Below are 12850 nucleotides of genomic sequence, written 5' to 3'. Positions count from 1 at the left end.
TTGCAATTGATGGTCAAAAACTACTTCTCATTGAAAAGGATACTTTTTCTTTTATTCGTGCTAAATACGTTTGCAGGACTGGCACAAAATGCCATCTACGGTCGCAGCTATTCAGAGCTTAGTTCATTTGAAGACTTTCAGCAGGCCAATTATGCGGGAGTAATTTCCATGTATAAAAACAATTCTTCTATTTCAGAAGATGAACGTATATTATTACTTCTTAGTGAGCTAAAGTCCGGCAAAAAGAATCACGTTCAAATTGAGGACTGGTTAAGCACCAATGATAAGCATCCGATTAAACCATTGGTATATTTTCATTTGGGCGAGTATTTCTTCTACGATCAGGATTATGCTAAAAGTAGGTTCTACTTAAAGAAGGTAAATTCAAGTGACCTCACTTTACGAAATGGAGCTTCCTATGGCTTTATTTATGGTGTGTTGAGACTGGAAGACAAGGGCTATAAAGATGCTGCCGGTCTCTTTCAGCATGCAGAAAAAAATGGTTTCGAAGATGAAGTTAAACTAACCTACTATCAGGCATTTACAGATTATCATTTAGGTAAAAAGGAGGATGCATTTAAAGGCTTTGAACAAGTGGTGGATAGCGAAGAATTTGGCAACTCTGCCAAGTTTTTCATTGCAAAGATGTCATTGGATAAGGGTGATACTGAGAAAGTCATAGACCTGGCAAAGGGCGAACTGAGTGACGACCGATCTATTACCAACTCGGGCTTTCATCAACTACTAGGCGAGGCGTATGCTGTGAAAAATGATGTGGCAAAAGCAGATGCCTATTTTGATAGGGCAATAAAATTGCATCCTGATAAACCATCAGCCGCACTCTACTATCAGGCAGGCGTTTCAAAATTCAAGATCGGGAACGAAGACAAGGCAATTGATTATTTGACGGAAGCTGGCATTCAGGGTGGTGAATATGCTCAATTAAGTGCCTTTCAACTGGCAAGGTTGTACCTCAAAAAGAGAAATTTCGAACGGTCATTGACTGCATACATTGAGGCCTCCGCCTCAGATAAGGTGACCATCAAAAAAGAGGCTCTATATCAAGCCGCTAAAATCAATGCCCAACTTGGCAATTTTACTGAATCGATTAATTATGCATCGGACTATTTAAAGGCGTTTAAAGGTGGAAGGGAAGCGGAAGAAATGCAGAACCTTATTGCTCAGTCATATCTCAAAACATCCAACTTTGATTTGGCAATCAATCATTTGCGAGATGCAGGAATTAGGAATCAAACGCAAAGAGAGGTTTACCAAAAAGTGACTTTTCAAAAAGCGTTGCTTTCATTCAATGATGCCAGTTTTTCTGCTGCCAGGGAGTGGTTTAATGAAAGTCTTAAGTTTCCACTGGACGACAATATTAAAAATCAATGCTATTATCACTTGGGGGAGCTGGCCCTACGCGATGGTAACTTCAGTGACGCTGTTAAGCAGTATCAAAGCCAGACTGTTTTGGATCCGTTATCGCACTATGGAATTGGTTATGCACATTATAATTCTCAAAACTACCAGTCAGCAATTAAACACTTCAGGAGTGCAGAGAAATCAACACATCCTGAAGTAAAATTAGATGCCAGAGTGCGATTAGCTGACTGTCTCTATGCTACGAAAGCTTACGCGGAAGCTTTGCAACTTTATAATCAACTTTCAGCTCAGGTAAATTCTCACTATCTGCTTTTTCAGAAAGGGTTGACATTGAAAAACCTGGATCAGGATAGTGAAGCGCTAAGTACTTTTCGGAAAATTTCAAGCTCTGAGAAGTATGGCGCTAAAGCCACCTTCCAGTCGGCGATGATTCATTTCGAATCTGCCAATTTTCAAGAGGCTGAGCGTCTTTTCTCCAATGTGATCAACAATCAACCTTCAGACCCATTGGCAGGTGAATGCTTACTAAACAGGGGAGTATGTCGTAAGAATTTAGGAGAATTAGAAACTGCTAAAGCCGATTATGAAGTTATTCTCAAAAATCATATAACATCAGACATTGCTCTAAATGCCATTTTGGGACTACAGGAACTGCAGCAATTGGGGGTCACAATCAATAGCCTCGAAAAGTATATTGCGGACTACAAGCAGGTGAATCCAGAAAGCGGTAGTCTTGAATTGATTGAATTTGAAGCAGCGAAAAGACTGTATTTTGATTTTGCCTATGATCAGGCCATTAAGACCCTGGAAAAATTCATCAAAGATTATCCAGCAAGCGGAAACAAATCTGAAGCGAAATATTATTTAGCTGATTCCTATTACAGGCTTAATAAATTGGAAGAGGCAAAAATTCATTTCAATGATCTCAAATATCTCAGAAATACGCTTACAGGACGTATTCTTGATCGTTTGGGAGATATAAATAAGCGACTTAATAATGTGAATGAAGCATCCAAAGCTTATCAATTACTGATCAGTTTAAACCTTACCCCCAAAGACACCTACAATGCTCACTATGGGCTGATGCAATTGTACTATTTAAATGAAAGGTATGCTGACGCAATCAGTAAAGCGGATGACATCATTGCATTGGAATGGAAGCCTCTTAATGGAGAGAAGGAAGCTCAAATAGTAAAAGCCCGAAGCTATCTACATCTAAATAATCCGGAGCAGGCTGAAATCCATTTTAGCAAGCTTGCAGAAGATAGTGATGTCTACGCAGCTGAAGCAAACTATACCATTGCTTTAATTCAATTTCAAAGGGGCCAGTTCGACAAATCACTGGATATTTTATTTGATCTGAATAGTAAGTTTGGCAGCTATCAGGAATGGGTAGATAAATCATATCTTCTAATAGCTCGAAACTATAATGCAAAAGGAGATGCTTTTCAGGCAAAAGCCACTTTAAGATCGATTATACAACATTCTGAAAATCAACAAGTAAAAGATAATGCCATTGCTTTACTTAATGAGATCGAGCGCGTGGGTGCTATATCTGACTCTACTCAAAATCGGGAATAAATGAATAAATTATTTCTTTTCATATTTCTCCTTTACGGAGGACTTTTATGGGCACAAAACGATTCCACTCAAAATCAGGGTGAGGTGCTGACAGGTGAAATCGTGATTGAAAAAGATAAGAAGATTATACTACCTCAGGCTGACAAAATTTTCATCAGAAGTACACCCCGATCTTTTGGCAATGATCCATTAAATCAGTCTTTTAATGTACAAGAACCAAAATTCGAATGGCCGGACTATAAAACGGATGTTTCACATCAGCAGGTGAGTGAGCCATACCCATTGTCAGCCTATGACGATTATATAAAGCTGGGTTATGGAAATTACAAATCGCCATTGATGGAGGTCGGTCTCTTTCAGACCTTTGGATTGTGGGATAGCGGAGTAAAACTATTCTATGAAAGCTTTGCATCAGGGCCGGTTAACGAGGAAAACAGTGAAAATTCCATTGGCAAGGTAGATGTTTCATTTGCTCTCGATCAGGAATCCTTTTCAATTACTCCAATGTTGTCATTTTACAGCAAAGAATATAGGTTCTTTGGCAATACCAACAGGTTTTACGATGAGTTTGATAGCGCAATTCCCGATGATTCAAGACTAAACCACTTCATGCTTTCAACGGCTCTTGAAACAGGTAACGAGTCAATTGATTTTTACTTAAAGCCTGTCTTTACTTTAACAAATCAGGATATTAATCCAGAAAACTCAAGAAACAATGAATCTGCAGTTGGACTTGAAAGCAGACTGGAATATGACATTGATAAAGCATTTAATCTTGGGATTGATATTACCGGGAATACGGCCAGTTATGATGGAGGGATCAAATACAATCGGTCGCTAATCAATATAAATCCATGGGTTGGTCATAAAGGTGAAAGTTTTAATGCCAGAGCTGGTTTTGTAGTCGCATCATCAAGCTTTGATGACTCCTCCAAAACGGGCTTCTATCCCAAAGCAAGGATAACCTATGATATTTCGCCCGATTGGTCAGTTTATGGTAAAATATCCGGTGGGCTTTCTTGGAACTCCCTGGAAGAAATCCTTAATGAAAATGAATTTATGGATGATTCCCTGTCCATATTATCTACCGAAGATGAATTCAGTGTTGGTGGAGGAATAAATGGTAATCCTATAAGCACCTTGCGTCTGGATGTTTCTCTAACTCATTCCAGCCTGAATGGCCTACTGTTCTATGTCCCATCTTTAGGTGATTCAGCCAGATACACCCTTACGTATGATGCAGAAACAGTTGCGATGACCACTTTTAGGTCAAACGTATCCTTTATGCCAACTTCCTCAAGTACATATGGTGCTAGTCTGGAAATAAATGGTTATTCAGTTGAATCCCTTGACAAGCCCTGGCACAAGCCCGCATATATTTTTAAAGCATATACAAGCCACAATATTCAGGAGAAATTCATTGCTTCAGCCTATTTGACAAGCATGGGAGGTATCCGGGCTCCTGCAAACGTGGATTTCGGATATCTCAAGCTAAAAGCCTTCATGGATGTTGGAATCGGCCTTAAATACCTGATTAATGATCGTTCATCTGTATTCATTGATGTAAATAATTTGCTTAATAATGAATACGAACGATATTTGGGGTACCCGACCCGAGGACTCGCTTTCAAAATTGGTGGTCAGTACCGTTTCTGACACTAATATTTCCTAATAATGAATTTTATTTTATCTTGGTTCGGTCAATAAAACATACCTATGGCTAAAGACGATAAGAACAAAGACAAAGATCAAGACGATTTCTTCGGGGATGACGAGGATTTTGGACTTCCAGAGTTAGACTATGAAGCTTTAGAAGAAGATGATTCAGAGGAACAAACTGCTGAGGAGCCGGAAGCTGAAGAAACTCCTGAGGAAGAGCCTAAAGAGGAAGAATCCGTAGAGGCCACCGATGATTCTGTCTTTGAAGATGAGTCAATGGACGACTTTGAAGCTTCTGATGATTTTGATGCCTCGGATGACTTTGATACAACCGAAGACGATGATGAAGATATCCCGGATCAAATTTCGGATGAAGAACTAGAAGCCTCCATGAAAGAGGGTAGTGATGATTTTGCTGATGACTCAGTAGATGATAGTAAGTCAGACACAGCCAAAGATGATTTTTATGAGGAAGAATCGTTTGATGATTTTGATCCTTCTGAAGATGATTTGGGTGACGATTTGGGAGATATGAGTGACCTGGGCGATGATGATGAAATGTCAGACTCGGTTTTTGATAGTGATGTTTTAGATGAGGATGAGTTCGCTCAATTTGAAAAGGAGCTGATGGACACAGAAGAGGAGAGTATGTCTGATATGCCTGCTTTCGAATCCGATGAGCCAGAGGCTAAGAGTAAGAGCAAATTTGCAAGGGTTGTAATCATAGGTATTGTGATTTTCGCAGCTTTAGGTACTATTTTTTGGTTGATGTCCCCTATGGGAGGTGGTGAAGAGAAAAAGCCTGTTGCAGAAAAAGCCACAAAGCCACCTGTACAGAAACCAGTGGCTGAGAAGCCTGCCGAGAGTGAGACTGACGATACAACTGATCAAAAGGAAGAAGGTACGTCTACCGCTGCTGCGAAGCAACCAGCTCAGGCAAAACCTGCACCAACAAGGCAGCCTGCGAATACGAGAACCAATAATGTAACAGCTACTCCTGGTACAGTGAATTCTCTGACCAGCCGTACAGGTAATTTCTATGTAATAATTGGTAGTTTTTTAGATGGTGATATGGCCATGGATTATGCAACCAAGCTTTCCAACGCTGGGAAAAGCCCATCCATTATTCCACCTTTTGGAAATGCAATTACACATAGGGTAGCTATTTCAGGACATGGCACGCTTTCTGATGCTCAACGAGTAATCGAAGGGGTTAAGTCAGAGTATACGCAGGATGCATGGATTCTTAGGTACTAATCCATCTGGTTTTACGTTCAGTCTGTTTGAATAGGTAACCTATTCATTAACTCAAGATAAAAAGTACATATGCTCATCAGTGTTATGCAAGACCCTGTGGTCGAAAGTTTGGAATCAGAGGAAACCATCTCATTATTGGAATTAGTCACCAACGGTGGCTATATGATGATTCCAATTCTCCTTTTATGGATGGTCGCCATCTATATTTTTGTAGAAAGGTCTAGAACATTAAGTGCCGCTTCAAAAACGCCCGAATCATTTAAAGATCAGATCAGATCGCTGGTAATTTCCGGGGATATTAACGGTGCTTTAATGCTCTGCAGTAAAACAGAAACGCCTGTTTCCAAGATGATTGAAAAGGGGATACGTCGTATTGGAAATCCTTTGAAGAATATTGAAGTCAGTATCGAGAATGTTGGAAAACTGGAGATTTACAGGTTGGAGAAGAATCTCAACTTACTGGCAACCATTTCCGGTGCTGCACCTATGATTGGTTTTCTTGGGACTGTAACAGGTATGATACAGGCTTTTATTGCCATTGCCCAGGAAGAAGGAGCAGTTAGTCCCAAGTTGCTTTCATCCGGGATTTATGAAGCGATGATTACTACAGCAGCAGGTCTCTTTGTCGGGATTCTGGCTTATTTAGGATACAATTACCTTGTTTCTAAGGTTGGAAAAGTCATCCACACCATGGAGTCTAACGTTATAGACTTTATTGATCTATTGCAAGAACCAAAGAAATAATGGATTTGAAGTCGAAACATAAGGTGAATGCAAGCTTCAGCATGTCATCCATGACGGATATCATATTTCTGTTATTGATCTTTTTCATGCTTACGGCTTCTTTCATCACGCCCTCAGGATTACCGGTGAACTTACCGTCATCCAAATCATCAGAGATTGTGATGCAAAAAGTGAGTGTTACGATCACCAAGGATTTAATCTACTTCGTGAATAATAAACGAGTGAATCGTTCTTCACTGGAATCTGTTCTAAGGACGAACCTAACGAGCAAAGAAGGCATTGTCGTATTGCATTGTGACGCGACCGTTCCTGTAGAGCGGTTGGTAGAAGTAGCAGGAATTGCAACATCGTTAAAAGCTAAAGTTTCTATCGCAACGAAACCAGAGTAATGGACGAAAGAGAAAAAAAGGAGGAAAAAAATAAGCGAATTGGCTGGCTTACATCCATAGGTGTACAGCTTGTTTTGCTTGTGCTCTTTTATTTCATTGTAGCCTGGAGAGAACCGTTTCCACCGATTCCGGAATATGGCATTGAACTAGGCTTTACTACTTCTGCTGGTGCTCCGGGGACTTCATCCCCTGAACAACAGGCACCCGAGACTGAAGAACTACCTGAAGAAGAGGCTGAAGAGAACCAAAGCGACAATACCGAACAGACGGAGACTGAAGCTGAGGAAGTATCTGAACAACCGATCCCCAAGTCACAGGTAGAAAGCCCTGTCAAAATTGAAGAAGCAAAGTCTGAGGAAACAAATACGGTCAAGGAGGAAGTGAAAAAAGAAGTAGACAATAGAGCTGTCATGAAACCTTCTGAAACCAAATCGGAAGAGACCAGTGACAACCCATCCGAAGGAAAAGATGAAGAGAGAGAATTAGATCAACGAGCTATTTATGGAAGTCAGGGTCCAAACACTGGCGATGCTGAAGGAGCTAATTTAGCCTTATCCGGGTGGGTGTGGGATTTCAAACCAAAGCCTGATGATACTTCAGATCAATCCGGTAAAATCGTTTACAAAATTGTAGTAGATCAGGACGGATATTTGGTGAAAATTGAAACAGTAACATCCACTGTTTCTCCCACAGTCGAGAGAAAATATAGACAGGCAGTAGAGAAACTGACCTTTAGTAAAACAGCCGATTATAAAACAGCTCCTGTTTCCACTGGCACCATTACATTTATTATTAAATCCAGATGACATACGATCAGACACTCGAGTACTTATTTACTCGATTGCCTATGTATCAGCGAGTAGGAAAGGCAGCCTTTAAAAAGGACCTGACCAATACACTGAAATTGCTTGAGAACCTTAAAAACCCGCATAAGAAGTTTAAAAGTGTCCATGTTGCCGGCACTAACGGAAAAGGCACTTCAGCGCATGGGATAGCTGCCATTATGCAAACGGCAGGATATAAAACCGGGCTTTACACTTCCCCACATCTAAAGAATTTTACAGAGCGAATTCGAATAAATGGAAAGGAGGTATCTCCTGAGTTTGTGATTGAGTTTGTAAAGAAAGTCATACCTGTCATTGAAGAGATTAATCCTTCATTTTTTGAAATTACTGTAGCCATGGCTTTTGAGTATTTCGCTACACAAAAAGTAGACATAGCCATTATCGAGACAGGGTTAGGCGGGCGGTTGGATAGCACTAACGTGATAACACCAGAGGTTTGTCTCATCACCAACATCGGATACGACCATATGGACATGTTGGGAGATACGCTGGAGAAAATTGCGGCAGAAAAAGCAGGAATTATCAAGAAGCATGTTCCTGTAGTAATAGGAGAGACGCTTCCGGAAACAGCACCGGTTTTTGAACAAATAGCAGAGAATAATGAAGCTGTCTTAATAAAGGCTGGAATTTCTAACTGGAAGCCAAAAGTGCTAGTTCCAGCATACCTTTTGAAGAATATGGGCGGCATTGAGTCTGTCATTCATGAACTGATCAGGCAAGGCTGGGATATAACTGAAAAACATATTTCAGATGGTGTAGAAAAGATCAATGAGCTAACTGGACTTAAAGGCAGGCTGCAGGTCTTAGGTGAAAGCCCGCTTCAAATTGCAGATGTAAGCCATAATGTAGATGGGTTGAAATCACTTTTTGATCAAATTAACCAGCTAAAAAAAGGCCAGCTTCACCTCATTTTCGGATCTGTTAAAGAAAAAGCACTCAAGCCCATTTTCGACTTATTTCCTAAAGAAACAAAGCTTTATTGGACGCAATCATCAGTCCCTCGAGCTTTATCAGTTGAAGAACTAGCTATTCAGGGAGTGATGCATGGAATGGAAGGAGAGTGCTACCAAAATGTGAATGAAGCCATTGATGCTGCAAAAGAAAAGGCACGACCTGAAGATCTGATTTTGATCACAGGTAGCACCTTTGTGGTTGCTGAGGTTGATGAATTATAAGTTTTTTTTATTCATTATCGCGAAATACCATTCATCCGTTTTTTCTTTTGGTGCGATGCAGGAGCGAGATTTGGGAATCTAACGTTGTAGAAATTATGACCAATCACAATCTTCCGCCTTTGCAGGTCCTCCTTCTTAGGTGGACAAGAATCCTTGTTGGGACAACTCCAACAAGGACGAAAAACTTGGTTTAAGGCACGAACAAGCTCTCATTAGCCTTGAGTAACCCGAGGGGGAAAGAAAAAGATCCTTTACCCATTAAGCCCCATTAAGATGCGATTGGAAAAGTAGACCGTTCATTCAGTGCATCATTAACTATGGCTTCCCACTTCTTAATAAGTGGTGGTTCTCCATTCGGTCGAAAGTGCTCATCTGAATTGAAGAAAACAAATACGATAGGAGTCTTTTGAGGATTATAAGGTATCAGTACCAGTTCCAGCTTATCGATGATGGTCTCACTGATATTTCCGTTTTGAATGTTCCTTTTGATACAGTTCACGGTGCAATTCTGAATATCAAAAAGAGGAACACAATGTTTGATCAGCGTTCCACTTCTCTTCTTATAGAAAAAAAGATAATTCTTTGGGGATGATATCCCTATTGCAAACTCAACGCCACAATCCCAGGATGCCAGCTTGCTGTTACATGCATCTGCTATGGTTCTAAGACCTGAGATTAATTCCTTCTCTGTTTTTTTTCTGCTTAAATGAATACCTAAGAAAGGCAGTATACATAGGGTGATTGCCAACAGTCCAAGAATGGTTGTTCCCATAAATTTTTCTTTTTAATCAGAAGTTTTTTTGATGCTTATTTGACGTGGGTTTCATGGAAGGTCACCTGAGCAGCGCATATATTTTGTTCTTGTAATCTGCCTGCTGGCAATACATGTAGGATCTTAACAAATGGGTTGGTTTTGATATTATGAGATTCTGATATCCGCTTGCTCAGGATTCGGGAATGATCTACCAATCATGGATGCTGTTTATCCAATCACCAACTTACTCAAGTAATCCGGATTGATGTTTTTGATCTGGCCGAAGATGTGATTATCGATCGTCGCATTGCTGGAAGAGAAATAATCGTTGATGGCTTCATACATCTCTGATTTACTCAATCTCCCGTCCCGGTTGATATCCAGTTCTTTAAATGCATTGATAATGGATCCTCTGTTGAGTCCCAGGATTTTATACAGGGTTTCAAACTCATCAAAATCAATGAATCCGTCTTTGTTATGATCGCACAGGTCAAAGAGGAACCGAACCACAGAGGCAGAAAACCATCGGATAAAATGAGATTTTTCATGACCTTCATTTGATCGCTTAATTATTCGAATCCACTCGTGCACCGTGATTTTTCGTCCTTTGCCATCCGATTCCATGAGGAGCCGATCAAAGTTTTTGATAGTCATATACCTTAAGTACCTTTTTTCGGCAGGGTTGAAGAGGCCCTTCCGGGTTTGATAAAGCCGCTTCAGAAGTTCCTCAAAATCCCTTGGCTCTAAAACACCATCCTTGTTGGTGTCCATCAGGTAAAAGAATAGCATCCACTTGCGTATGGTATCAGTTATCAGCACGATTCATCAGATTTTATGCATCGAAGCTATAAAAGAGCAACGAGACTTTCAGGTTGTTATGTTACCATGAGTAATAAAAGACTACTTAATAACAGGTAGGATCGAGCTCGATTTCAGTATCTGAGAAAAATCAGGTCAAATCCTTCTGTTCATCATCTGAGACAACTTATTTCTATAGGAGCTTTGAACTATTGGATAGTAAACTTATCGCGTTGAATAAGTCATCTGTCCGGCGTATAGTAGCAAACGATTGTTAATAACATTATAGAAATGAGAATACTTTTTCCTACCGATTTTTCCAAACAGTCCATTCAGGCACTTAAGGAGACTGTCAAATTGAATCAACAGCTGAATTGTGAGTTGGTCATTCTTCACGCTTATAGTCGTCCATATTCGGAGGGCTTTAACCAGAAAGGAAACTTAGATCAAATGGAAGAAAGTGTTAGAAAACACTTTATACAGCTTAGCAAAGAGATTCCTGGACTGAGTGCTCAAAACCACTCCTTTAAGCAGGTCTTGGGTGATATAATAGATGCTGTTATCTATTTTGCAATACACGAATCAATCGGGCTCATTGTGATGGGTACAAAAGGTGCTATCGGAATTGGTGAGCTTTTTGGAACGAAAACAGCGAAAATCATTAAGAGTATTGATATCCCGGTAATCATCGTTCCGAAAGATGCTTCATTGATGCCTAATTCAAAGGTAGGGCTGGCATGTGATTACAGTGAAGAGGTCCCTGTCCAAAAACTAGATCTTCTTAATCGCCTTGCAGATTCATTAAAATTTGAATTAGATCTGATTACCTTGAATAGGAATGAAAAAACCATGACAAATCAGGAAAAAAGCAATCGTGATGCATTGGAAGCTACCCTGGAAAAAATATCCTATAAATCTCATTTTGTAAAAAGCAATGATGTTCAGTGGGGGTTGATCAGATATGCTAAAACGAATGGACTGAATATGATCACAATTATTTCAAAAAACTATAATTTCATGGAAAGGCTCTTTCATGAGAGTTTGACGAAAGAGATGGCCTTTCACAGCCCAATACCTGTATTGGTGCTTCAGTAGTCACCAAAGGGAGACACTGGCAGTGAAAAATTGGGTAATGGGTAAATGTTAATAAAATGAAAGCAGAATATAAACCAAATTATGAAGTGGCGATGGTGGGATTAGATCTTACCGAAATGGATGATCGAATCATTGAGTACCTCGGCATTTTATTAAAAACCATTCCGCTTAAGCGTGTCATATTTATGCATGTGGCCAAAGAACTCGAGCTTCCAAAGGAGGTCAGGGATAAATACCCGGATCTTTTAGCACCCCTGGATGAAAGCATTGCTGATGGCATAGCAGATAAAGTATCCCACCTCTTTGCGGATAATGACATAGCGCATGATATCATTGTTCAGGAAGGTCCGCCGCTCGAGACATTTCTGCGATTGTCTAAAATAAAAAACGCTGATTTGGTGATTTTAGGGCGTAAGAAAAGCCTCAAAGGATCAGGATTACTTGCCGGACATATAGTACGAAAAAGCCCCGCTTCTATTTTGTTTGTGACAGAGAAGTTTAACCCCACAATCAAAAATGTATTGGTACCTGTTGACTTCTCTCGGCATTCGATCATTTCGCTTAATCTGGCTTTGAAGCTGAAAGAGCGTACGGATGTAAACATCCATTTTTCGCACTTGTATAATGTACCCATAGGTTTTTACAAGACAGGAAAAACACATGCGGAGTTTGCAGGTATCATGAAGGGGCATGCAATGAACGACATGAAACAGTTTCTAAGGGAGAATAATGTCATGGAGGAATATCCGTGTACGTATATTTTGTCAGATGATCAGCCAAAAGCAGACCTTATCAATCAGCATGCACATGATGCAGGGATGGATTTAATTCTCATCGGCTCTCGAGGGAGAACCACCAGTTCTGCATTGTTGATTGGCTCCATTGTGGAGAAAGTGCTAATGCTTGATTCAGACATTCCCATTCTTGTAGTAAAAGACAGAGGGGAAAACATGGGATTCTTTGAGGCATTGATGAAGTTGTGATGATTTTAGATCGGACTATTTAAGAATATTGATCATTCAATAGTCATCAGCAGCTTTTCTAAACTCACCTAAACCTAGTTTGCAACTACGCTTTCTTATTTAGCTACAGCGTCCCTTCCTAGCGTTACTGAGTCGGACAGCATCTTTTTCATCTTTGTTGGTCTTGTGACCAGCAAACCACTTAATC

At 40.2% G+C, this 12850-nt stretch carries 11 protein-coding genes; 9 read left to right on the top strand and 2 right to left on the bottom strand.

From position 1 onward, the window contains the following. Positions 1-30: 30 nt before the first annotated feature. The 7 genes from RIC88_RS15980 to RIC88_RS15950 all read left to right on the top strand — a co-directional run bounded on the left by RIC88_RS15980 (position 31) and on the right by RIC88_RS15950 (position 9033). A complete protein-coding gene (locus tag RIC88_RS15980; protein WP_350218569.1) occupies positions 31-2964 on the top strand; it encodes a tetratricopeptide repeat protein in 2934 nt (977 codons plus the stop codon). Next, a complete protein-coding gene (locus tag RIC88_RS15975; RefSeq protein WP_350218568.1) occupies positions 2965-4620 on the top strand; it encodes a porin family protein in 1656 nt (551 codons plus the stop codon). It abuts the gene before it with no gap. A gap of 60 nt (positions 4621-4680) precedes the next feature. After that, the gene (locus RIC88_RS15970; protein ID WP_350218567.1) at positions 4681-5880 is read left to right on the top strand and encodes an SPOR domain-containing protein; all 1200 of its coding nucleotides are present in this window, start codon (positions 4681-4683) and stop codon (positions 5878-5880) included. 69 nt (positions 5881-5949) lie between these two features. Next, positions 5950-6624, top strand: coding sequence for a MotA/TolQ/ExbB proton channel family protein (locus RIC88_RS15965; protein WP_350218566.1), 675 nt, complete (start codon positions 5950-5952; stop codon positions 6622-6624). Continuing rightward, positions 6624-7013 (top strand): ExbD/TolR family protein, encoded by a 390-nt coding sequence (locus tag RIC88_RS15960; RefSeq protein ID WP_350218565.1) that lies wholly within the window; start codon positions 6624-6626, stop codon positions 7011-7013. The genes RIC88_RS15965 and RIC88_RS15960 overlap by 1 nt, the downstream gene beginning before the upstream one ends. Continuing rightward, on the top strand, positions 7013-7819 hold the full coding sequence (locus tag RIC88_RS15955) for a hypothetical protein (RefSeq protein ID WP_350218564.1): 807 nt from the start codon (positions 7013-7015) through the stop codon (positions 7817-7819). The genes RIC88_RS15960 and RIC88_RS15955 overlap by 1 nt, the downstream gene beginning before the upstream one ends. Next, complete coding sequence (locus RIC88_RS15950) at positions 7816-9033, top strand: bifunctional folylpolyglutamate synthase/dihydrofolate synthase (RefSeq protein WP_350218563.1); 1218 nt, start codon at positions 7816-7818, stop codon at positions 9031-9033. The genes RIC88_RS15955 and RIC88_RS15950 overlap by 4 nt, the downstream gene beginning before the upstream one ends. 268 nt (positions 9034-9301) lie before the next feature. Here the strand turns inward: RIC88_RS15950 and RIC88_RS15945 are convergent, their stop codons facing one another. After that, positions 9302-9805 carry a hypothetical protein gene (locus RIC88_RS15945; RefSeq protein WP_350218562.1) on the bottom strand — a complete coding sequence of 168 codons (504 nt, stop codon included), beginning with the start codon at positions 9803-9805 and terminating at the stop codon, positions 9302-9304. A 210-nt stretch (positions 9806-10015) separates the two neighbouring features. Next, complete coding sequence (locus tag RIC88_RS15940; protein WP_350218561.1) at positions 10016-10606, bottom strand: EF-hand domain-containing protein; 591 nt, start codon at positions 10604-10606, stop codon at positions 10016-10018. A 270-nt stretch (positions 10607-10876) separates the two neighbouring features. Here RIC88_RS15940 and RIC88_RS15935 point away from each other — a divergent pair, with 270 nt between their 5' ends. Beyond that, on the top strand, positions 10877-11680 hold the full coding sequence (locus RIC88_RS15935; RefSeq protein WP_350218560.1) for a universal stress protein: 804 nt from the start codon (positions 10877-10879) through the stop codon (positions 11678-11680). 56 nt (positions 11681-11736) lie between these two features. Beyond that, positions 11737-12663, top strand: a complete 927-nt coding sequence (locus tag RIC88_RS15930; RefSeq protein ID WP_350218559.1) for a universal stress protein — start codon at positions 11737-11739, stop codon at positions 12661-12663. Positions 12664-12850: the final 187 nt, after the last annotated feature.

It is taken from the genome of Ekhidna sp. (assembly GCF_040220215.1).
Taxonomy (GTDB): Bacteria; Bacteroidota; Bacteroidia; order Cytophagales; family Cyclobacteriaceae; genus Ekhidna.
Note: the sequence above shows the minus strand (reverse complement) of the source record. Positions and strands in the feature narration are given on the sequence as shown.

What these genes read in the sequence shown, in the direction of transcription:
- RIC88_RS15975 (WP_350218568.1), top strand. Translation starts at nt 2,965, where the DNA reads ATGAATAAATTATTTCTTTTCATATTTCTCCTTTACGGAGGACTTTTA.
- RIC88_RS15970 (WP_350218567.1), top strand. Translation starts at nt 4,681, where the DNA reads ATGGCTAAAGACGATAAGAACAAAGACAAAGATCAAGACGATTTCTTC.
- RIC88_RS15965 (WP_350218566.1), top strand. Translation starts at nt 5,950, where the DNA reads ATGCTCATCAGTGTTATGCAAGACCCTGTGGTCGAAAGTTTGGAATCA.
- RIC88_RS15960 (WP_350218565.1), top strand. Translation starts at nt 6,624, where the DNA reads ATGGATTTGAAGTCGAAACATAAGGTGAATGCAAGCTTCAGCATGTCA.
- RIC88_RS15955 (WP_350218564.1), top strand. Translation starts at nt 7,013, where the DNA reads ATGGACGAAAGAGAAAAAAAGGAGGAAAAAAATAAGCGAATTGGCTGG.
- RIC88_RS15950 (WP_350218563.1), top strand. Translation starts at nt 7,816, where the DNA reads ATGACATACGATCAGACACTCGAGTACTTATTTACTCGATTGCCTATG.
- RIC88_RS15945 (WP_350218562.1), bottom strand. Translation starts at nt 9,805, where the DNA reads ATGGGAACAACCATTCTTGGACTGTTGGCAATCACCCTATGTATACTG.
- RIC88_RS15935 (WP_350218560.1), top strand. Translation starts at nt 10,877, where the DNA reads ATGAGAATACTTTTTCCTACCGATTTTTCCAAACAGTCCATTCAGGCA.
- RIC88_RS15930 (WP_350218559.1), top strand. Translation starts at nt 11,737, where the DNA reads ATGAAAGCAGAATATAAACCAAATTATGAAGTGGCGATGGTGGGATTA.